This window comes from Streptomyces sp. NPDC059895, assembly GCF_042731035.1.
Taxonomy (GTDB): Bacteria; Actinomycetota; Actinomycetes; order Streptomycetales; family Streptomycetaceae; genus Streptomyces.
In genome coordinates this window covers 19,920-41,254 of record NZ_JBHWKO010000002.1, presented here as the reverse complement: position 1 = coordinate 41,254, position 21,335 = coordinate 19,920, and the positions used below count along the sequence as shown (strand labels likewise).

Annotated in this window: 16 protein-coding genes; 14 read left to right on the top strand and 2 right to left on the bottom strand. The window is 74.1% G+C overall.

The window, feature by feature from the left end; translation table 11 throughout:
- Positions 1 to 54: 54 nt before the first annotated feature.
- Positions 55 to 1,032 carry a dTDP-glucose 4,6-dehydratase gene (rfbB, locus tag ACFV9M_RS02395; RefSeq protein WP_385076040.1) on the bottom strand — a complete coding sequence of 326 codons (978 nt, stop codon included), beginning with the start codon at positions 1,030 to 1,032 and terminating at the stop codon, positions 55 to 57.
- Positions 1,029 to 2,093 carry a glucose-1-phosphate thymidylyltransferase gene (locus tag ACFV9M_RS02390; RefSeq protein WP_385076043.1) on the bottom strand — a complete coding sequence of 355 codons (1,065 nt, stop codon included), beginning with the start codon at positions 2,091 to 2,093 and terminating at the stop codon, positions 1,029 to 1,031. Before ACFV9M_RS02390 ends, rfbB begins: the two co-directional genes overlap by 4 nt.
- A gap of 265 nt (positions 2,094 to 2,358) precedes the next feature.
- On the opposite strand from ACFV9M_RS02390, the gene ACFV9M_RS02385 reads away from it, so the two are divergent.
- The 14 genes from ACFV9M_RS02385 to ACFV9M_RS02320 are packed head-to-tail and all read left to right on the top strand — an operon-like array spanning position 2,359 to position 21,065.
- Positions 2,359 to 3,651: an aspartate aminotransferase family protein gene (locus ACFV9M_RS02385; protein WP_385076045.1), complete on the top strand. Its 1,293-nt coding sequence runs from the start codon at positions 2,359 to 2,361 to the stop codon at positions 3,649 to 3,651.
- Positions 3,648 to 4,796 carry an ATP-binding cassette domain-containing protein gene (locus ACFV9M_RS02380; RefSeq protein WP_385076048.1) on the top strand — a complete coding sequence of 383 codons (1,149 nt, stop codon included), beginning with the start codon at positions 3,648 to 3,650 and terminating at the stop codon, positions 4,794 to 4,796. The genes ACFV9M_RS02385 and ACFV9M_RS02380 overlap by 4 nt, the downstream gene beginning before the upstream one ends.
- The gene (locus ACFV9M_RS02375) at positions 4,793 to 5,602 is read left to right on the top strand and encodes an ABC transporter permease (RefSeq protein WP_385076051.1); all 810 of its coding nucleotides are present in this window, start codon (positions 4,793 to 4,795) and stop codon (positions 5,600 to 5,602) included. Before ACFV9M_RS02380 ends, ACFV9M_RS02375 begins: the two co-directional genes overlap by 4 nt.
- The gene (locus tag ACFV9M_RS02370; RefSeq protein WP_385076054.1) at positions 5,599 to 6,420 is read left to right on the top strand and encodes an ABC transporter permease; all 822 of its coding nucleotides are present in this window, start codon (positions 5,599 to 5,601) and stop codon (positions 6,418 to 6,420) included. Before ACFV9M_RS02375 ends, ACFV9M_RS02370 begins: the two co-directional genes overlap by 4 nt.
- A 7-nt stretch (positions 6,421 to 6,427) precedes the next feature.
- Positions 6,428 to 7,993 (top strand): hypothetical protein, encoded by a 1,566-nt coding sequence (locus tag ACFV9M_RS02365; protein WP_385076057.1) that lies wholly within the window; start codon positions 6,428 to 6,430, stop codon positions 7,991 to 7,993.
- 2 nt (positions 7,994 to 7,995) lie between these two features.
- Positions 7,996 to 10,095 carry a glycosyltransferase gene (locus ACFV9M_RS02360; RefSeq protein WP_385076060.1) on the top strand — a complete coding sequence of 700 codons (2,100 nt, stop codon included), beginning with the start codon at positions 7,996 to 7,998 and terminating at the stop codon, positions 10,093 to 10,095.
- The gene (locus tag ACFV9M_RS02355) at positions 10,088 to 11,257 is read left to right on the top strand and encodes a sugar phosphate nucleotidyltransferase (RefSeq protein ID WP_385076063.1); all 1,170 of its coding nucleotides are present in this window, start codon (positions 10,088 to 10,090) and stop codon (positions 11,255 to 11,257) included. The genes ACFV9M_RS02360 and ACFV9M_RS02355 overlap by 8 nt, the downstream gene beginning before the upstream one ends.
- Positions 11,254 to 12,174 (top strand): carbohydrate kinase family protein, encoded by a 921-nt coding sequence (locus tag ACFV9M_RS02350; protein WP_385076066.1) that lies wholly within the window; start codon positions 11,254 to 11,256, stop codon positions 12,172 to 12,174. The genes ACFV9M_RS02355 and ACFV9M_RS02350 overlap by 4 nt, the downstream gene beginning before the upstream one ends.
- A gap of 11 nt (positions 12,175 to 12,185) precedes the next feature.
- Complete coding sequence (locus ACFV9M_RS02345) at positions 12,186 to 15,431, top strand: Cof-type HAD-IIB family hydrolase (RefSeq protein WP_385076069.1); 3,246 nt, start codon at positions 12,186 to 12,188, stop codon at positions 15,429 to 15,431.
- The gene (gene malQ / locus ACFV9M_RS02340) at positions 15,428 to 17,506 is read left to right on the top strand and encodes a 4-alpha-glucanotransferase (RefSeq protein ID WP_385076071.1); all 2,079 of its coding nucleotides are present in this window, start codon (positions 15,428 to 15,430) and stop codon (positions 17,504 to 17,506) included. The genes ACFV9M_RS02345 and malQ overlap by 4 nt, the downstream gene beginning before the upstream one ends.
- Positions 17,507 to 17,514: 8 nt before the next feature.
- The gene (locus ACFV9M_RS02335) at positions 17,515 to 18,681 is read left to right on the top strand and encodes a sedoheptulose 7-phosphate cyclase (protein ID WP_385076074.1); all 1,167 of its coding nucleotides are present in this window, start codon (positions 17,515 to 17,517) and stop codon (positions 18,679 to 18,681) included.
- Entirely contained in the window at positions 18,678 to 19,079 is a 402-nt protein-coding gene (locus tag ACFV9M_RS02330; RefSeq protein WP_385076077.1) for a cupin domain-containing protein, read from the top strand. Before ACFV9M_RS02335 ends, ACFV9M_RS02330 begins: the two co-directional genes overlap by 4 nt.
- A complete protein-coding gene (locus ACFV9M_RS02325; RefSeq protein WP_385076079.1) occupies positions 19,060 to 20,145 on the top strand; it encodes an ROK family protein in 1,086 nt (361 codons plus the stop codon). Before ACFV9M_RS02330 ends, ACFV9M_RS02325 begins: the two co-directional genes overlap by 20 nt.
- A complete protein-coding gene (locus ACFV9M_RS02320) occupies positions 20,145 to 21,065 on the top strand; it encodes an SDR family oxidoreductase (RefSeq protein ID WP_385076082.1) in 921 nt (306 codons plus the stop codon). The genes ACFV9M_RS02325 and ACFV9M_RS02320 overlap by 1 nt, the downstream gene beginning before the upstream one ends.
- Positions 21,066 to 21,335 lie beyond the last annotated feature (270 nt).

The following is a 21,335-nucleotide window of genomic DNA, read 5'->3' as shown; positions in this document are numbered from 1 at the left end:
GCCGTTGTCAGCCGACTGCCGTGTTCCAGGGGTGATGTGAGGGAAGGGGGCGGCTCAGTGCGCCGCGAGCAGGGAGCGCCACCAGTCGGGGTGCCGCTTGTACCACTCGGCGGTCGCGGCCAGGTCGGCGGCGAAATCGCTGCGCGGGTGGTAGCCCAGCTCGGTGGTGATCTTGGTGTGGTCCACCGCGTAGCGGCGGTCGTGCCCCTTGCGGTCCTCGACGGTGACGATCCGCTCGGGGCCCGCGCCGCACAGCGCGAGCAGGCGGTGCGTCAGGTCGAGGTTGGTGAGCGAGGTGCCGCCGCCGATGTTGTAGATCTCGCCCGGCCGGCCCGACAGCCGGACCAGTTCGAGCGCTCGGACGTGGTCGTCGACGTACAGCCAGTCGCGGATCTGCAGGCCGTCGCCGTAGAGCGGGACGGTGCCGCCCTCCAGGAGGGCGGTGAGGAAACGCGGGACGAGTTTCTCGGGGTGCTGGTACGGGCCGAAGTTGTTGGAGCAGCGGGTGACCCGGACGTCGAGGCCGTGCGTGTGGTGGTGGGCCAGGGCGATGAGGTCGGCGGCGGCCTTGGAGGCCGCGTAGGGCGACGACGGGCGCAGCCGGTCGGTCTCCTTCGCCGCGCCGGTCGGCAGCGATCCGTACACCTCGTCGGTGGAGACCTGCACGAAGGTGCGGACTCCGTGCCGCAGGGCGGCGTCCAGCAGGACCTGGGTGCCGACCACGTTGGTCCGGGTGAAGTCGCCGCCGTCCGCGATGGAGCGGTCGACGTGCGACTCCGCCGCGAAGTGCACGACCTGGTCGTGCCCGGCCATCAGCGACGCCACCAGCGACGCGTCGCACACGTCGCCCTGGACGAAGGTCAGGTCGGGGTGGGCGAACACCGGATCGAGGCGGGCGACGCTGCCCGCGTAGGTGAGCTTGTCCAGGACGGTCACGGCCGTGCCGCCGGGACCGTCGGGGCCGAGCAGGGAACGGACGTAGGCGGATCCGATGAAGCCGGCTCCGCCGGTGACGAGGATGCGTGAGCTCATGAGGTGAGATGCACCTTGCTGTGGTCGCCGATCACGAGACGGTGGGCTTGCGGGGGACGGGGGGCCTGCCCCACCACGGCACCGCGGCCGATGAGGGAGGCCTCGATGCGGACCGCCCCCTCCACCTGGGCGCCGCGCAGCAGGACGGAGTACTCGATGGCGCTGTCCTCGACCCGGCAGTCCTCCCCGATGGAGGTGTACGGTCCCACGCTGGAGTTGCTGATGACGGCGCCGGCGCCGATGACCACCGGGCCCACCACGCGCGAGCCGCGCACGACGGCGCCCTCGGCGACGCGGACCCGGCCGATCAGGGTGCTGGCCGGGTCGACCTTGCCCTCGACGCCGCCCTCCAGCCCGTCGAGCACCTCGCGGTTGGCCTCCAGCATGTCCTCGACGCTGCCGGTGTCCCGCCAGGGCCGGGTGGTCACGATGGCGCGCACCGGCAGGCCCTGGTCGATCATCCACTGGATGGCGTGGGTGATCTCCAGTTCGCCGCGCGCGGAGGGGCGGATGGCACGCACCGCCTCGTGCACGGCCGGGCTGAACGCGTAGACGCCGATGAGGGCGAGGTCGCTGCGGGGGGTGTCGGGTTTCTCCTCCAGGCGCAGCACCCGGCCGTCGGCGTCCACTTCGGCGACGCCGAAGGTGGACGGGTCGGCGACGGGGGTGAGCAGCAGCCGGGCCTCGGCGGGCCCGGCGGTGCCGCGCACCAGCTCGGTGACGCCCTGGGGGAGGTAGTTGTCGCCCAGGTAGAGCAGGAAGTCGTCGTCGCCCAGGAAGTCGCGGGCGATCAGCACCGCGTGCGCCAGTCCCAGGGGTTTCGGCTGCGCGAGGTAGGTGATCCGCAGGCCGAAGTCGCTGCCGTCGCCGGTCAGTTCGCGGATCGCGGGGCCGTGGTCGCCGACGACGACGCCGACGTCGCGGATCCCGGCCGCCGCCAGGGACTCCAGGGCGTAGAACAGCACGGGCTTGTTGGCGATCGGAAGCAGCTGCTTCGCGCCGGAGTAGGTGAACGGCCTGAGCCGACTACCGGTGCCCCCCGCCAGGACCAGCGCCTTCACCTCGGCCTCCAAGGTAACGAGGCCGTCTGAAGGTGTTGTGCTCTCACGGATCCCTCCTCGGGCAAGAGGCGTGGTGCGGCCGGAAGGCCACCAAGACTCAAGCAGAGGCGAGCAAGCCGCCGCAAGGGCAAACTGAAAGTTTCAGCAACTGCTTGCGATCTCCGTGCCAGGGTGTTTGACTCACTTCTCGCACCGCCAACGGCGTTGTCCTGCAACGCATTTCGCGAGTTTCGCAAGGCAGTCCGTCCACCCACTGGGGGCCGCAGTGACAGGTTTCCGGCAAGCCCGGCAACTGGAGAGAGAGGCCCGGCATCTCGCGCCCGGCGCCTCCGAGGAGGCCGAGCACGGGCGCCGGGTGTTCGCCGAGGGCAAGGGACCGGTCCTGACCGACCTCGACGGCAACCAGTACCTCGACTTCGCCGCCGGCACCCTGACCCAGTCCCTGGGCCACGGCCACCCGGAGGTCGTCGAGGCGCTCACGGCACAGGCGCACCGGCTGTGGAACGTGCACGACAGCGCCACACCGGACCGCGCCGAACTGCTCGAACTGCTCGCCCGGCTGCTCCCCGACCACCTCGACACCTACGCGTTCTTCTCCACCGGCGCGGAGGTCGTGGAGGCGGCCCTGCGGGTCGTGCAGTCGACGGCCGCGCCGGGCCGCAACCGGATCGGCGCGCTGCGCCACGGTTTCCACGGCAAGACCATGGGCGCCCGGATGCTGGTGCACTGGGACGTCGGCCACCAGGCGTTCAGCGGCAACAGCGTGCTCGGCTACGCGCCCTACTGCTACCGCTGCCCGCTGGAACTGGAGTACCCCACCTGCGACGTGCGCTGCGCCTCGCTGGTGCGCCGGCACATCGCCACCAAACCGAACGTCTCCGCGCTGGTCTTCGAGCCGGTGCTCGGCGCCGCGGGCGTGATCGTGCCGCCGCCGGGCTACTGGGAGCGGGTCGGCGAGGCCTGTCGCGACAACGGGGTGCTCCTGGTGGCCGACGAGGTGCTCACCGGCGGCGGGCGCACGGGCGCCTTCCTCGCCAGTGAGCGGCTCGGCATCGAACCGGACCTGGCGATGCTGGCCAAGGGCACCGCCAACGGGTTCCCGTTCGCCGTGCTGGCCGGCCGCTCCGAGGTGCTGCGCAGGCCGGAGGCCGCCACCCCGGGGGCGTACGCGTCGACGTTCGCGAGCAACCCGCTCGGGATCGCCGCCGCCCGCGCCACCCTGGAGGTCATCGAACGCGACCGGCTGATCGAGCGCGTGGACACCCTCGGCGCGCTGCTGGAGGACCGGCTCGCACAGCTGCACCACCGCTTCGACCAGCTCGGCCAGGTCCGGGGACTGGGACTGCTGTGGGGGCTGGAGTTCGTCACCGACCGCGTCAGCCGGACCCCCGCCCCGGACATCGCCCGCGCCGTCTACACCACCGCCCTCGACCTGGGGCTCAGGGTCGCGCTGGGCGGGCACGTGCTGCGCCTGGCGCCGCCGTTCACCATCGACGAGGCCCTCCTGGAGCAGGGCGTGACGCTGCTCGGCGAGGCCATCGAGCGGGTGGTCGCGTGATCGTCGCCGACCACCTCGTCAAGGAGTTCCGCCTGGCCGAGCGCAAACCCGGCCTGCTCGGCAGCGTCTCCACCCTGTTCACCCGCCGGCACCGCATCGTCCGCGCCGTCGACGACGTCTCCTTCGAGATCCCGGCCGGCACCAAGACCGCCTACATCGGCGCGAACGGGGCCGGGAAGTCGACGACCATCAAGATGCTCACCGGGATCATGACCCCGACCTCGGGCCGCTGCCTGGTCGGCGGCCTGGAGCCCTACCGCAACCGGCAGGCCAACGCCCGCCGCATCGGTGTGGTGTTCGGCCAGCGCAGCCAGCTGTGGTGGGACCTGTCGGTCCCGGACTCCTTCCGCATCCTGCAACGCATCTACGACATCCCCGAACCGGTCCACCGCCGCAACCTCGCCCTGTTCAGCGAACTCCTCGACATCGACGCGCTCGGCACCACCCCCGTGCGGCAGCTCAGCCTCGGCCAGCGCATGCGGGCCGAGATCGCGGCGAGCCTGCTGCACGACCCCGAGGTGCTGTTCTGGGACGAGCCGACCATCGGCCTGGACATGGTCCTCAAGGACGCGGTGCGCGAGCTGGTCAACCGCGCCCACCGGGAACTGGGCACCACCGTGGTGCTCACCAGCCACGACATCGCCGACATCGCCGCGATCTGCGACAGCGCCCTGGTCGTCGACCACGGCCGGGTGGTCCACCAGGGCTCCCTGCACGACCTGTTACGCACCTCCGGTCACCGCTCGGTCGTCTTCGACCACCGCGACGGCACCTCGGTGCCGGCGGCGCTGCACACCATCGAGGCGGGACTGCCCGGGGTGCGCGCCGTACCCGGCGACGACGGCCGGATCCGGGTGGAGTACCCGACCGGTGAGTACACCTCCCGGCAGGTGCTCACCTTCCTGCTGGACCGCTTCGACCTCGCCGACTGGTACGCCCCCGAACCGGACCTGGAGGACGTGCTGCGGCAGATCTACGGCCGCTCCCGCACCCCCCGGCCCGCGGCGGACGGCGACACGGCCGCGAGCGACACGGCGGCGAACGACACGGCGGCGAACGACACGGCCGGTGACCCGGCCTCGGACCCGGCCGCGGACCCGGCCGCGGACCCGGCCGACGGCGCGGTACGGAACGGCACCGCATGACGAACCGCCTGCGCGCCTACGTGCCCTTCGCCACCAGCGGACTCCAGTCGCTGCTCCAGTACCGCTCCATGTTCGCCATGACCGCGATGACCGCCGCGGCGGGCGCCGCCGTCACCGTCTTCCTGTGGCGGGCCGTGTACGCCGGGAACCCCGGCACCGGCCCCGGCGGCTTCGACCAGCGGAGCATCACCACGTACCTGCTGGTGGCCCAGCTCCTCCAGGTGCTGCACACCAACCGGGTGGACGACGAGGTCGCCGCCGAGGTCTACCGGGGTGACGTGGCGGTGATGCTGGTACGGCCGGTCAGCTACCCGCTGATGCGGTTCTTCGCCTGCCTGCCGGTGGTGGGCGCCAACGCGGTCCTGGTCGGCGTACCGGTGCTGGGGCTGTTCGCGCTGCTGGTGCCGCTCACCACGCCCCGGCCGCTGGACCTGCTGCTGTTCGTGGTCTCCACCGCGTTGTCGGTGCTCCTGGCGTTCTGCGTGAACCTGCTGACCGGCATGACCGGCTTCATCACCACCAACACGTGGGGTGTGCGGATGGTCAAGCAGAGCGTGGTGGCCTTCTTCGCGGGCCAGCTGGTGCCCCTCGCGCTGATGCCCGGACCGCTGGCCACGCTCGCGCGGGCCCTGCCGTTCAGCGGCATGGTCGACGGCCCGCTCACCCTGCTGCTGGGCCGCTACGACGGCTGGGCGGCCGCCGCCGGGGTGCTGGCCGGCCAGCTGGCCTGGGTGACCGTGCTGACCCTGCTGTGCGCGGTGCTGTGGCGGGCCAGTCTCGGACGGCTGGAGGTGCTCGGCGGATGACACCCACCCAGCGCACGACGGTCCGCACCCTGATCCGCTACCTGCGGCTGTCGTTCTTCCTCGGCGGGGTCGGGCTGCACCGGCTGACCGCCTACCGCATGGACTTCCTGCTGGGCGCCGGCGCGTTCCTGGTGCGGGTCGGCATCCAGACCGCCGTCGTCGGCCTGGTCTTCCGCGAGGTGCCCGCCGTGGGCGGCTGGTCGTACCACGAGGTGCTCTTCCTGCTCGGTTTCTCGCTGCTGCCGCGCGGACTGGACCACCTGTTCACCGACCAGCTGTGGGAGCTGGGCCGCAAGCTCGTCCAGCGCGGGGAGTTCTACCGGTATCTGATCCGGCCGGTGAACCCGCTGTTCTCCCTGCTGTCGGAGCGGTTCTTCCATCCCGACGGGCTCGGAGAGCTGGTCGTCGGGGCGGTCCTGGTGGGCTACGCCGGATCCGAGCTCGGTCTGTCGCCGACCCCGGAGCAGTGGCTGCTGGCACCGCTGCTGGTGCTGTGCGGCGCGGTCATCCACACCTCGGTGAAGCTGTTCTTCGCCTCGCTGTCCTTCTGGACCGTGACGAGCCTGCCGTCGATGTACGCGGCGAGCCAGGTCTCGGAGTTCGCCGCCTATCCGCTCGACATCTACCACCCCTCGCTGCGCGGACTGCTGACCTGGGTGCTGCCGTTCGCCTTCACCGCGTACGTGCCGAGCACCTATCTGCTGCACGGCGAGACCGGGCTGCTCGGCTGGCTGCCCGTGGTGACCGCCGGCGCGCTGGCACTCGCCCTGGCCGTGTGGCGACGCGGCGTCAACACCTACGAGACGACGGGGAGCTGACTCGCCCATGACGGACAACGACGCACTGGGGGCCCTGCTGCGCGCGGCCCCGTGGATGAGCGAGGACGGCCGGCGGGCCGACCGCTTCGAGCGGACCGACCAGGTGGCGCTCGACGAGCACACCCGCCTGCTGGTGGTGACCGCCGTCGGCGGCCCCGCGTCGGGGCAGCGGTACTTCGTACCGGTCCGGACCGGGTCGTCCGCCGCGCCGGACCCGACAGATGTGGCTGGTCCGGCAGGTTCGGCGGGTACGGCGGGTACGGCGGCCCCGACAGGTACGGCTGGTCCGGCGGGTACGGGCGGCCTGGAGGAGGCCCACGGCGCGCTGGAGTTCGACCGCGCCGTCTGGCGGGCGGTCGGGGCCGGAGCGGAGCTGCGGACCGCCCGGGGCGGCAGCGTCCGCTTCCGCGGCGCGGGCCCGGCGACCGGCCCGCTGCTCCGGCTCCCCTTCGAGCGCGGCTGGTCCTCCAACGCCCTGTCGCTCCTGGAGACCGGGGGCACGGCGTACGTGCACAAGACCTACCGGCGGCTGGACGAGCCGGTCCGCGAACCGGAGCTGCTGCGGCTGATGAACGGCACCGGCCGCACCCCCGACTGGGCCGGCGACTACGTCTACGTCGACCCCGCCGACGGCACCCGGCACCCGCTCGGCGTGTTCTACCGCTACGCCCCGGGCGACGGCGTCGACACCCCGCTCCGGCAGAACATGCGCTCCCTGTGGCCGAAGGTGGCCGAAGGTGCTGCCGGCAGCGACGTCGAGCGGACGGTCCGCGACCACCTGCGGCCACTGGCGGGCAACCTGCGCGACGCCGGACGGTTCCTGAGCGGGTTCCACCGCGACCTGGCCGCCCGGCTCGGCGGCGGCACCCCGCGGCCGTACCCGGTGCTCGACGCGCTGAGCCGCGCCGAGGCCCGGCTGACCGACCTGGAGCAGGTGGACATCGCGCTCCCGCCCGGCGTCCGCGCCGCCGCGTTCGAGGCGCTGCGGGCCGAGAGCGCCGCGCTGCGCGCCGGGTTCGAGAGCCGTCCCACCGCCTTCCCGTCCGCTCCCGCCCACGGTGACCTGCACCTGTCCCATCTGCTGTGCCGGCCGCGCGACGACGGCGGCTGGTCGATGCAGGTGATCGACATGTCGACCCCGGCGCTCGGCCCGGACGAGCCGGGGTGGGCGGCGCAGTCCCCGGTGCAGGACCTGGTCGCGGTCGAACGGGCCCTGGAGTACTTCGCCGCCGACGAGGCGGCCTTCGAGAGCGCCGGACGGCTCGGCATCGACTCCCTGGAGACCATGACGGGCGCGCTGGACGGTGCCGCCGACTGGCCGGACGCGCCGCGCGCCGTGCTGCGCCAGGTCTTCCACGCCGCCGACGTGTGGCGGGCCCAGGTGCTGCGGCTGCTGCTCGGCCCCACCGCTCCCGACCCGCTGCGCCGTCTGCTGTACCTGGCGCGGCTGCTGCACGAGCTCGCCTACAACGGCGACCACGCCCGCCCCTACCACGCCGCGATCGACCTGCGCCACGCGCTGATGACCGCCGCGCACGCCCCGGCCCCGACCCCCACCTCAGCGAGGACGTGAACGTGACCGTGCCCGAACCCCGCATGCACATCGTCGAGACGTACTTCGAATGCTGCGGTTTCGACCACACCTTCCTCCAGGGCGGCACCTCGGTGTACCTGTGGAACCTCTCCCGGGCGTTCGCCGCCCGCGGTCACCGGGTCTCCATCGTCACCCCGGCCCACGGCCGGCTGGACGACCTGCGGAGCCGGTACGAGGTCGAGGACCTGGACTACTCCGACACCTACACCCTGCCGCTGGTGCTCGACCCCGACGTGTGGCGGGGCTTCCCCGCCGAGGCGGAGCTGCCGCTCACCACCACCGCGCACCGCATCCGGCTCGACGGCGTCGACCTGTACTTCCTGTCCAACGACTACCTGAACCGGCTCCCGGACACCTTCTACCCGCCGTACTCGGCCAAGGGGCGGGACCTGGTCTTCTTCAAGCCGCTCGTCTTCCAGGTCGACAGCGTGCGCTTCCTGCGCAGCTGGTTCGGCGACGAGAAGACCCTGGTGCACGCCCACGAGCCGTACTACCACTACCTGCTGCCGGCGGCGCTGCGCGACGACCCGCTCAAGCCGGTGGTCAGCACGGTGCAGAGCAACATGCCGATCACCAAGAAGGTCTACGGCCCGAAGGTGCGCAGGCTGCTGGAACTGCTGGGCGCCGACGTGACCCTGCCGCTGGACCCGCCGCCCGCCGGGGAGCGGCCGGACGTGATCCGCCAGTACCAGCAGCTGACCCATCTGCACTACGACTACCCGCCGGACCACGTGGCCCTGTACCGGCTGATCCTCGACCACGCCGACCTGGTCGACTTCCTCTCCCCCGGCCAGCTGGACTTCTACGCCTCCTTCCGCGACACGCCGTTCGAGGCCCTGTTCCGGGAGCTGCCCATCGCCGGCGCGGTGCGCGACAACGCGCACAAGATGTTCGTCGGCGGCTGCGCCATCTCCGACCAGTGGCTGGCCTGGGACCCGGCGGAGGTGGACCGCGAGGAGGTGCTGTCCGGCCTCGGGCTGGACCCGGCGCTGCCCACGTTCTTCCACAACGCGCGCTACGCCCTGCACCACAAGGGCCAGCTGGAGCTGGTGCGCGCGGTGGACCGGGTGCTCGGCGAGGGCCTCGCCGCCAACTTCGTGCTGCGCTGCATCTCCGGCGCCCCGCTCGACGACCCGTACTTCCGGGAGGTGGCCGACCGGCACAAGGGGCGCCTGTACCTGGAGTCGGAACGGGTCGACGAGCGGCGGGTGTTCGAGTACGCCGCGTCCAGCGACTTCTGCCTGTTCCCCTCCAAGTTCGAGATGGACACCTTCCTCATCGCCCAGGGCGAGGCGATGGTCTGCGGGGCCGTCCCGATCGCCACCGCCCAGCAGGGCATGGCCCACTTCGGGCACGCCCTGACCGGGCCGGACGCCACCGGGTTCGCGGTGAACCGCTCGTTCGCCGAGGACGACACCCTGCTCACCGACGCCCTGGCCGAGCGGATCCACGAGGCCGTCACCCTGTGGGCCGAGCAGCCGGAGCGGTACCGCGAACTGGCCGAGCGCGCCGCCGCGGTCGCCCGGCGGTTCACCTGGGAGCACTGCGCGGACCTGCACCTCGCCGCGTTCCGCCGGCTCTGGGAGGGCGAGGCGGCCGTCCTGCCGGCCGAACGGGCCCTGCGGCACGGCTGGTTCGACCTGCTGGCCGACGAGGAACTCACCGAGGAGGCGCTGCTGCTCCACGGCGACCTCACGGCGTACGAGCGTCTCGCGCCGGTCGACGCGGCGGTCGCCCGCCGGTTCTTCGACGCCGCCTGGGAGCGGGCCGACTTCGCGGCCTGCGAGCGGATCGCGGACCGCTTCCCCGAGGCGGTGCCGGACGACCTGCGGCGCGCCCTGCGCGAACGCCACCGTGTCGGCGACGGCGTGCTGACCTACCGGCTGCCGCACGCGGAGCGGGTGGAGCTGGTCTCCCCGGCCGCCCGGGACGGCGCGGCGCCCCGGTCCCTGCCCGTCGTACGGCGGCTGGACCGCACCGCGCCGGGCGTGTTCGAGGGGCCCGCACCCGAGCCGGACGCGCGGCTGCTGCTGACGCTGAACACCGGTCGCGTCACCTGGGACGAGGTGCGGCATGGCTGAGCGGAACGCGGTGCGCGCCGTACTCCTCGCGGGCGGCGAGGGCCGGCGGATGGGTCCGCTGGGCACCGGCCGGCTGAAGCCGCTGGTGCCGTACGGCGGGGCCTGCCGGCTGATCGACTTCAGCCTCGCCAACGCGCGGGCCTCCGGCCTGGGCGAGGTGCTCCTGCTGTCCCAGTACGAGGAGCGCCGGCTCATGGACGACCTGCACCGGGTGTGGAACCGGAGCGCGGACTTCCGGGTGCACTTCGGGCCGTACGACCGGGCCTACCGGGACGCGGGCGACGCGCTGCCCCCGGAGCTGCCCGAGCGCACCTGGCCGGCCGAGCGGGGCACCGCGGACGCGCTGATCCGCAAGGCCGAGTACGTCTTCGGCGGCGGCCCCGAGCAGGTGCTGGTGCTGCACGCCGACCACGTCTACCGCTTCGACCACGGGCCGCTGATCGCCGCCCACCGGGCGTCGGGGGCCGCGCTGACCGTCGCGTACCAGCGGATCGAGCGGCGCTGGGTGCATCTGTTCGGGATGGTCCGCTTCGACGCGGCGGGCCGGCTCACCGAGTTCACGGAGAAGCCCGCGGAGCCGACGAGCGACCTGGTGTTCGCCGCGTTCTGCGTCTTCGACGCGGCGGTCCTGCGCCGTTACCTGGAGAAGCTCGACGGCACCGACTGGCAGCACGACATCAGCCGGGACGTCATCCCGGCGATGCTCGCGGCCGGGGAGCACATCCGCGGCTACGAGGTGGCCGGCCACTGGGAGGACATCGGCACCGTCGAGCGCTACCACCGGGCGCACCTGAGGCTGGCCGCCGACGGTCCGCGCTCCGGTCTGCCGGTCGAACGCATGCCCTGGACGGTCCGCCCGGACGTGGCCCGCGGCTGGGTGGCCGATGCCCCGGGGGTGACGTCGTCGTTGGTCCCGGCGGACCTCGTCAACGAAGGCCGGGTGGAGCACAGCGTGCTCTTCCCCGGTGTCCGCGTCGGGGCGGGCGCGCGGGTCCGGCGCAGCGTGCTGCTGCCCGGAGTCACCGTCCCGCCGGGCAGCGACATCGACTCGGCGGTGGTCCTGGAGAACGGACACGTCCAGCAGGTCGCGCACGACGCGGCCGCCCCGGACACCACAGCGGTCAGGGACACCGCCGCAGTCACGGAAGGAACCCGCACATGAGCCTGCCCCCCTACGACGTCCTGGTGGTCGGCGGCGCCGGAGTGGACACCGTCGTACGCGTCGAGACGCTGGAGGTCCCGCCGGGGGACTCGCTGCACGTCCCGCCCGTGTACGACTACGTCGCGCACACCGGCAACGGCGTGGCGCTCGGCTGGCACGCCCTGGGACTCGGCACCAAGTTCATCGACTTCCTCGGCGACGACCCGCAGGGCCACGCGGTGCTCGCCGCCTACGCCGAGCGCGGCCTGGACTTCAGCCACCTGGTGTCGCCGCACGGCACCCCGCGCGGCATCAACCTGGTCGACGCGCAGGGCCGCCGGTTCTCCTTCTACGACTCCCGGCACCCGGCGGACCTGCGGCTGCCCCGCTCGTTCTACCTGCCGCACCTGGAGCGGGCCCGCCATGTGCACCTGTCGATCGTCGGCCACAACCGCGACATGTACGAGGACGTCCACCGCCTCGGCGTGACCAGCTCCACCGATCTGCACGACTGGGACGGGGCCAACCCCCACCACCTCACCTACGCCCTCGCCTCCGACTACGTGTTCCTCAGCGCGGCCGCCCTGCACGGCCGGCTCGACGAGGTGCTGCACCGGATCGTCGACGAGGGGCGGGCCCGGCTCGTGGTGGCCACCGACGGCGCGGCGGGCTGCCATCTGCTGGAGCGCGGCGCGGACAAGCCCCGGCACTTCCCCGCGGTGCGGCCGGAGCGGCCGGTCGTCGACACCAACGGCGCGGGCGACGCGTTCGTCACCGCCTTCCTGCACGCCCTGCTGGAGGGGCGGTCCCTGGACGACTGCGTGCTGGCCGGTTCCGTCGCCGGCGCCTTCGTCTGCGGAAGCGCCGGCACCCACACCGAGTTCATCGATCTGCCCGGTCTGCGCGCGGCCAGCGCCCGCGCCGTCCGGGCCGGATGAGGAGCCCTCAGGTGCACATCATCGCCTTCTCCTTCGAGTGCGGCGGGTTCGACAACCGGCTGATGCGCGGTGGTCTCTCGCCCCTCGTGTGGAACCTCTCCCGCGAGTACGCCGCCCGGGGCCACCGGGTGTCGCTGGTGACCCCGGCGCACGGCCGGCTCGACGCGCTGCGCGAACGCTTCGACCTGGAGGAGCTGGACTACCGGGCCACCGACACGGTGCCCCTGGTACTGGATCCGAAGACCTGGCCGGAGCAGCCGCCGACGGTCGACCTGCGGCTCACCACGACCGCCCACCTGCTGCGGCTGGACGGTGTGGACGTCTACTTCCTCTCCAACGCACACCTGGACCTGCTGCCGGACCGGCTCTATCCGCCGCCCGGCACCGAGGGCCGGGACCTGGCCTTCTTCAAGTCGCTGGTGTTCCAGGTGGACGGACTGCGCTTCGTCCGACGCCGGCTGGGCGACGCGTCCGGGGAGCCGGCCGTGGTGCACGGCTTCGAGCCGTACTACCACTACCTGCTGCCCGCCGTCCTCGCCGACGACCCCCGGTACCGGACGGTGAGCACGGTCGCCGCCAACGCCCCGGTCACGCAGAAGGTCTACCGCCCCCAGGTGGAGCGCCTGCTGGAGCTGTTCGGCGCGGACGCCACCGGCCTGGACGCCCTGGACGGGCCGCCGCCCGCCGAGGACTCCCCCGAGGCCACCGTGGCCCGGGCGCTGGCCGGAACCCGGATGCACGTCGAGCACGGGCCGGACCACGTGGGCCTGTTCCCGCTGGTCGCCGCGTACGCGGACCTCGTGGACTACGTCTCCCCGGGCCAGCTGCGGCACTACAGCACCTTCGAGGGCACGCCCGTGGAGCCGCTGTTCGCGCCGCTGCCGGTGGCGCGGCTGCTGCGCGAGCGGTCGCACAAGCTGCTGGCGGGCGGCTGCGCCGTCTCCGACAGCTGGCTGGAGCGCGACCCCCGGGCGGTGGACCGGGACGCGGTGCTGCGCGGGTTCGGCCTCGATCCGTCGCGGCCCGTCTTCTACCACGCGGCCCGCTACGCGGTGCACCACAAGGGGCAGCTGGAGCTGATGCGGGCCGTGGAGGACGTCCTCGCCGACGACCCCGACGTCAGCTTCCTCATCCGCTGCTCGACCGGGGGCGGCGCGGACGACTCGGCGACCGTGGCGAACGCCGCGTTCCAGGCGGTCGCCGACCGGCATCCGGGGCAGGTGCGCCTGGACTGGCGGCTGGCCGACGAGGAGACCCTGTTCGAGGAGGCGGCCTGCGCCGACTTCTGCGTCTTCCCGTCCAAGTACGAACTGGACGGCTTCCTGATCGCCCAGGCCGAGGCCATGGCGTGCGGGGCGGTGCCGATCGCGACCGCGCAGCGGGTGACCGGCCACTTCGGCCACGACCGGCCGGTGGACGACCCCGACGCGACGGGCTTCTCCGTGCGCGGCTCGTTCCGGGACGACGACGCGGGCCTGGCGGTGGCGCTCGCGGAGCGAATACGGGAGGCCGTGGCGGTGTACCGCACGGCACCCGAGACCTACGCCCGCCTGTCGGCGAACGCCCGGCGCACGGGCCGCTCGTTCACCTGGGCGCGCAGCGCCGAGACGCGGCTGGCGGCCTACGGACGGCTCCTGCGCGACGAGCCGGGCCCGCTGCCCGTCGAGGAACTGCTGGAGCTCGGCTGGCTGGACCGGCTCCCCGAGTCCGCCTGGACCGACCACCGCGACCGCGTCGAGCGGGCCGCCCTCGAACGCGGTGACGCCACCGCCTACGCCCGGGTGCTGGGCGTCGAGGTCACCGCGCTCGGCGCCGACGCCCTGGGCCGGCTCTTCGAGGCCGCCCACCGGCGCGCGGACTTCGCCCGGTGCGCCGAGATCGCCCGGCTGTCCGGCCGCCCCGAGCTGACCGACCGGCTGACCGGACGGTGCCGGCTGACCCGTGCCGCGGACGGCACCTGGCACGTGCGGTACGTCCATCCCGGGGCCGACCACGTCGACGTGGTGGTGGACGCGGGGGCGGCGGCGGCCGTGGGGACCGGGCCCGATCCGGCGCCCGCCGGCCCGGCGCCCACGAGCTCCGTGTCAGGCGCGCGGACCGGTGGCGAGCCGGAAGGCGCGCAGACCGGTGGCGAGTTCACAGCCGCGCGCACCGATGGCGAGCCCACAGCCGCGCACACCGATGGCGAGCCCACAGCCGCACACACCGGTGGCGGCCCGGCGGCCGTCCCCTCCGGGCCGGCCCCCGTCCGGGAGTCCGCCACCGAGGCCCTCGCCTCCGACGAGCCGGTGCCCGCCGACGGCGGGGCCGCCCTGATGCCCCTCGTGCCCGACGGTGCCGGTGGCTTCACCGGCGTCCTCGACGGGCCGCCCGTGGGGCGTCACCTCGTCGCCCAGGTGACGCTGCGGACGGGCCGGGTCGCCTGGGACGCCGTCCCCGTCCCCGCGCCGCCCTTCCGGGTCGTCGCCACCGACCTGGACGGGACCCTGCTGCGCAGTGATCTGACGGTCTCCGAGCGCACCCGCCGCGCGCTGGCCCTCGTCCACGCGTCGGGCGCCCACCACCTGGTGGTCACCGGACGTCCCGCGGTCGCCTGCAAGGAACTGCTCGACAGCATCGGCTACCGGGGACTGGCCGTGTGCGGGCAGGGCGCGCAGCTCTACGACGCCGGCGCCGACCGGCTGCTGTCCTCGCAGCCCCTGGAGCTGGACCTCGCCCGCGAGGTCGTCGCCCGGGTCGAGGGCGCGCTGGGCCGGGTGGAGCTGGGCATCGTCACCTCGCCGCCGGAGAGCAGGTTCAAGGTCACCCCCGGGTTCGGCGAACGCGTCCGGCACGGCTGGGACCTGACCACCGATCCGGCCCTGCTGTGGAACACGCCGATCGACAAGCTGATCCTGCACCACCCCGAAGTGGACGAGGACCGGCTGGCCGCCACCGCACGGGAGGTGATGGGGGACGCGGTCACCGTCGTGCACTCGGTGAAGGGCATGGTGGAGATCCTCCCGGCCGGTACCGACAAGGGCACCGGTGTCGCCCGCGCCGCCCGGATGCTGGGCTTCACCGGCGCGGACACCATCGCCTTCGGCGACATGCCCAACGACATCCCGCTGCTGGCCTGGGCGGGTCACGGCGTCGCCATGGCCGGCGGCCACCCGCACCTGCGGGCGATGGCCGACGAGATCGCGCCCGACCACGACGAGGACGGCGTCGCCGCGGTCCTGGAACGCCTGTTCAGCGCACCGGAGGTCCGCCCATGACGTCACCTGCCCCGCCGGGTCCCGCGCCGGACGGCGCGCTGCGGGAACTGGCCCGCCGCAACGGCATCGCCACCGACTACACCACCGACCGGGGACGGCGGATCACCGTCCCGTCGGACACCCTGGTCGCCGTGCTGGCCGCGTGCGGGGTCGACGCGGCCGACGAGCGCGCGGCCCGGGACGCCCTCGCCGGCGGGCACGGTCCGGCCGCGGGCCGCCTGCTGCCGCCCTGCACCGTGGTGCGCGCCGGTTCGCCCGCCGGGGTGCCGCTGCCGCCCGGGGCGCGGGCGTACGTCGCCCTGGAGGACGGCGGCCGGGCCGAGGTGTCCGCCGCGCTGCCGCCGGGCCGTCACGTCCTGCACGTGCGCACCGGGACGCGGGAGGAGTCGGCCCCGCTGCTGGCGGTGCCCGACCGGGTGCCGGTGCCCGAGCGGCGCGACTGGGGCTTCCTCGTCCAGCTCTATTCCGTCCTGTCTCGCCGTTCCTGGGGCATGGGGGACCTCGGCGACCTGGCCGAGCTCGCCGCCTGGTCGGGCCGTGCGCTGGGCGCCGGCTTCTTGCAGCTCGGCCCGCTGCACGCGATGGAGCCGGGCGGTCTGCCGGACCCGTCGCCGTACCGGCCGAGCTCCCGGCGGTTCACCGACCCGATGCACGTACGGGTGGCGGCGGTGCCGGAGTACCGGGAGCTGAGCGGCCCGGCCCGGGGCCTGGCGGACTCCTGCGCCGCACGGGCGCGGGAGCTCAACGACCGGGTGCTGCGCGGGGAGACGCTCATCGACCGGGAGACGGTGCGCGCGCTGAAGCACCAGGCGCTGCGCCTGGTGCACACGGTGCCGCTCGCCCCGGCCCGCCGGGCGGCGTTCGAGGCCTTCGCCGCGCGCGAGGGGCAGGACCTCACCGACTTCGCCACCTGGTGCGCGCTGGCCGAGGTGCACGGCGGGGCCTGGCGTTCCTGGCCGACCGCGCTGCGCGACCCCCGGTCGGCGGCGGTGGCCGCGGCGCGCGAGGAGCTCGCGGACGCCGTCGGGTTCCACCGCTGGCTGGCCTGGATCACCGACGAGCAGCTCGCCGGGGCGCAGCGCACGGCCAGGGAGGCGGGCATGAGCATCGGCCTGGTCCACGACCTGGCGGTGGGGGTGGCCCCGGAGGGCGCCGACGCGTGGGCGCTCCAGCACTGTCTCGCGGACGGGATGAGCGTGGGCGCGCCGCCCGACGACTTCAACCCGCACGGCCAGGACTGGGGCCAGCCGCCCTGGCGGCCCGACGCGCTGGCCGCGGAGGGGTACCGGCCGCTGGCCGCGCTGCTGCGGGCCGGCATGCGGCACTCGGGGGCCCTGCGGGTCGACCACGTCATGGGCCTGTTCCGGCTGTGGTGGGTGCCCGAGGGCCGCCCGCCCTCGGAGGGCACGTACGTCCGCTACGACGCGGAGGCGATGCTCGGGGTGCTGCTGCTGGAGGCGCACCGGGCCGGGGTCCAGGTGATCGGCGAGGACCTCGGCACGGTCGAGGCCGGGGTCCGCGAGGAACTGGCGGCGCGCGGGGTGCTCGGCACGTCCGTGCAGCGCTTCGAGTACCTGGGCGGCTCCGAGGGGCGGCACGGCCCGCTGCCCGCCGCACAGTGGCGGACGAACTGCCTGGCCACGCTCACCACGCACGACCTGCCGACGACCGCCGCGTGGCTGAGCGGCGAACACGTCGACCTGCGGTCCCGGCTGGGGCTGCTGACCCGCCCGGAGACGGAGGAGAAGGAGGAGGCCGCCGCCGAACGGGACGGCTGGCTCGCCGAGCTGCGCCGGGAGGGCCTGCTGCCCGACCCGGACGGGGAGGTCGTGGCCCTGCACCGCTTCCTGGCCCGCACCCCGTCGCGGCTGCTGGGGGTGTGGCTGCCGGACGCGACGGGGGACCGCCGTCCGCAGAACCTGCCCGGCACGGCGACGGTGCACCCCAACTGGCGGCTGCCCGTGGCGGACCCGGACGGCCGTCCGGTCCCGCTCGACGATCTGCCCGGCCACCCCCGGGTGCAGGCCATCGCCCGTGTGTTCACCGCGGATGAACCGCGCCGACCGACCAACTGAGGAGAGAGATGTCAGGCCAGGCCCTTGCCCGGGTTGAGGGGGTGCTCGAGGACGCCGGAGGCTTCGACCTGCTGGCACCGGAGGGCACGCGGTACCGCGTGGACGTCACGGAGTCGGTGTTCGACCCCGGCAACCCCCTCCTCGCCGAGTACGTCGCGGGGCGCCGTGTGGTGGCCTTCGTCGGCCCCACGGTGCACCGGCTCTACGGCGACCGGCTGCGCGCGTACCTCGACGCCCGGCTGACGCCGGGCAGTTGGAGCGTGCAGGTGATCGAGACCGGTGAACGGAACAAGACCCTCGCGTCCGTGGAACAGGTGTGCGCCGTCGCCAAGGCGACCGGCCTCGACCGCCACGGGGTGATGCTCGCGGTGGGCGGCGGCATCGTCGCGGACGTCGTGGGCTTCGCGGCCTCCATGTACGCCCGCGGCATCCGCTACATCAAGGTCAACACCACCCTGGTGGGGCAGGTCGACGTGGGGGTGGGGGTGAAGACCGGCGTCAACGCCCTGCACTCGAAGAACATGTTCGGCGCCTACCACCCGGCGCACGCCTCGATCAACGACCCGGCGCTGCTCGCCACGCTGCCGCCCCGGGAGATCCGCTGCGGTCTGGCGGAGATCGTGAAGATGGCGGTGATCCTCGACGGCGACCTGTTCCGGACGCTGGAGCGGCACCCGGACGCGTTCCTCGGCGCCGCGGACGGCGAGGTGGAGACGTACATCCTGCGCACCTCCATGCGGCTGATGATGGAGGAGCTGTGCCCGAACCTGCGGGAGCACGAACTGGCCCGGCTCGTCGACTTCGGCCACACCTTCAGCCCGGTGATCGAGACGGCGGGCGGACACCGGCTGGAGCACGGTGAGGCGGTCGCCGTCGACATGGCGCTGTCGGCGCACATCGCCCGGCTGCTGGGGCTCGCCGACGCCCAGACCTGCGAGCGGGTGGTGACGCTGCTGCGCCGTATCGGCCTGCCGGTGTTCGACGCGGCGACCTGCACCGAGGAGCTGATGACGCAGGCGTTGCAGGCGTCCTGGCAGCGCCGGGGACGCAAGCTGCACCTCGTCGTCCCGACGGGCGTCGGCAAGGCGACGTTCGTGTCGGAGCTGGAGGACCTGCCCGCCGACGTGCTGCGCGAGGCCCTGCGGGCCCTCGCGGCCGAGGGAGGTGCGCGATGACCTCGCACGACGTGGCGTCCGCCGGCGCGCCGCCGGACGTGGCGAACCTGAACGACCTGTTCACCGGCAAGGAGCACGACCACGGCGGGCTCGGCACGATCCGCGCGCACCGGGTGTTCTCCCGGGCCGAGGGCGGCGAGGGCGCGGAGTTCGTCGACCTGGCCGTGCTGCCGCCGGGCACGTCGATCGGGCGGCACCGGCACGGCGCGGACCGCGAGACGTACATCGTGCTCAGCGGCGACGGGCTGATGTACCGGGACGGCGTGGAGTTCCGCGTCACCACCGGCGACATCGTGGTGAACCGCCCCCACGGCGAGCACGGGCTGGTCAACGACTCGGCCGCCGAGCTGTGGCTCCTGGTCTTCGAGGAGGAACTCCGTGACGGTTCCGGGGTCTGACCGGCTCACCCCCGTCCCGCCGGCGGACGCGCCCGCCGGCGGCGCCGACGGCCCGTTCACCGTGCTGGACGTCGGCGGCACCACGCTGCGCACCGGGACGTACGACCCGGTGACGGCGGTGCTGTCCCGGGTGCGCCGGGTGCCGGTGGAGGGTGTCGCCCGGCATCCGGGCGATCCGGTGGCCGTGCTCCAGGAGCGGGTGGTGGACCAGATCGTCCACGAGGTCGCCCGGCACACGGACGGCGCGCCGCCCCGGGCCGTCGGGGTCGCCTTCGCGGGGCCGATCTCGGCGGGCGGTCTGGTGCTGGCGGCTCCCACGGTGTGGGGGCGGCGCGGTGACCCCCTGCCGCTGGGTCAGCTGCTGTCGCGGCGGATCGGCGCCCCGGTGGTGGTCGTCAACGACCTCACCGCGGCGGCCTGGCGGTACGCGGCGACCGAGGCGGAGCCGTTCTGTCTGCTCACGGTCAGCTCCGGGATCGGCAACAAGGTGTTCCGGGGCGGCGACGTGCTGCTCGACGCCGACGGTCACGGGGGCGAGCTCGGCCACTGGGTGTGCGACCCGTCGCCGGACGCGCCGCTGTGCGACTGCGGCGGGCGCGGGCATCTGGGCGGCATCGCCTCCGGGCGCGGGGTGCTCGCCGCGGCCCGCCGCGCGGCGGCCGCGGATCCGGCGGGCTTCGCGCGGTCCCGGCTCGCCGAGTTGTGCGGGGGCGGCGCGGACGCCCTGGACAATCCGGCGATCGCGGCGGCGGTCCGGGAGGGCGACCCGTTCGCGACCGGGGTGCTGCGCGGCACGCTCACCTATCTGGCGCAGGCGATCGGGGCGGTCTTCACCTCCATAGGGATCTGCCGGTACGTCATCATGGGCGGCTTCGCCCTGGCGGTCGGCGAGCGCTACCGCGAGCTGCTGGTCGGGGAACTGGTGCGCCTCGGGTGCTTCGGCCTCGACACGGACGCGGTGGACGCCCTGGTGTCCCTGGGCCGTCCGGACGACGACCACGGACTGATCGGCGTCGGCCGGCTGCTGGCCGACCGGACCGGCCCGCACCTACGGCAGGAGGCGTGATGGCGGCCCCCCGCACACTCGTCGTCGGCAGCGGCTTCGTCGGCACCCGTATCGCCGGCCGTCTCGCCTCGGCGGGCGAGACGGTCACCCTCGCCTCCCGCACCCGGCCCGCGGTGCCGCCGGCCGGCGGCGCCGACTGGACCGCGCTGGACGCCACCGACCGCGAGGCGTGCGGCCGGCTCCTGGCGCGGCTGCGTCCGGACCGGGTGGTGCTGGTGCACGGCCCCTCGGACGTCACCTGGTGCGAGGACCATCCGGACGCCGCGGTCGCGGCGCACACCGCCGCGGCCGAGAACTTCGCCGCGCGCTCCGGCGGGGCGCGGCTGGTACTGATCTCCACCGACAACGTCTTCGACGGCAGCCGCGCCGCCAGCGCGGAGGACGACCCGGTCCGTCCCGCCAACGCGTACGGCCGGGCCAAGCTGAGCGCCGAGCGGACACTGCTGGGCGCGACCGCGGACGCCGTGGTGCTGCGGGTCAGCCTCGTCTACGGCCATGAGCCCGCCGACGCGGGCAAGTGGCTCAACTTCTACTCCGCGTGCGCCCACCGGCTGCTGCGCGGTGAGCGGGTCGCGGTACCGGCGGACCAGTGGACGACCCCGGTGCTGGTGGACGACGTGGCGGAGGTGACGGCCGCGGTGCTGCGCGCCGACGGCCCGCTGCCCCCGGTGCTCCATCTGGGCGGCCCGGACCGGGTGAGCCGGGCCGCCTGGGCCTCGGTGATCGCCGAGACGCTCGGCGCGCCGCCGGACCTGGTCGTCCCGACGGCCCGGGCGGGCACCCGCTACGCGTCCCGCCCGGAGAACACCTGCCTCACCAGCGGTCTCCTCGACCGGCTGCCCGCCACGAAGGACACCGCGGTGCGCGGGGTCGCGGAGGGCGCCCGCCTCCTGGCGGGCACCCTCCGGAGCGCCGGCTGAGCCGTGCCCGGCCGGCGCCGGTGGGGACGCCGGCCGGGCGCGGCCACGGGCTACCGCGGGCTACCGCGGGCGACCGCGGGCGACCGCGGCGGCGGATCCGGCCCGTCCGGCGCCGCGCGCCGGCGGACACGCCGGTGGACACGCCGGCGGACACGCCGGCCGGGGTCCGGCGCCGCTCGTCCGTCGCGGGCCGACCGGCCCTCTCCGGTCACGGCGTCCGCCGGGCGCCATCCGGTCGGGGTCACGTACCCGTCGCCGGCCGGATCCGGT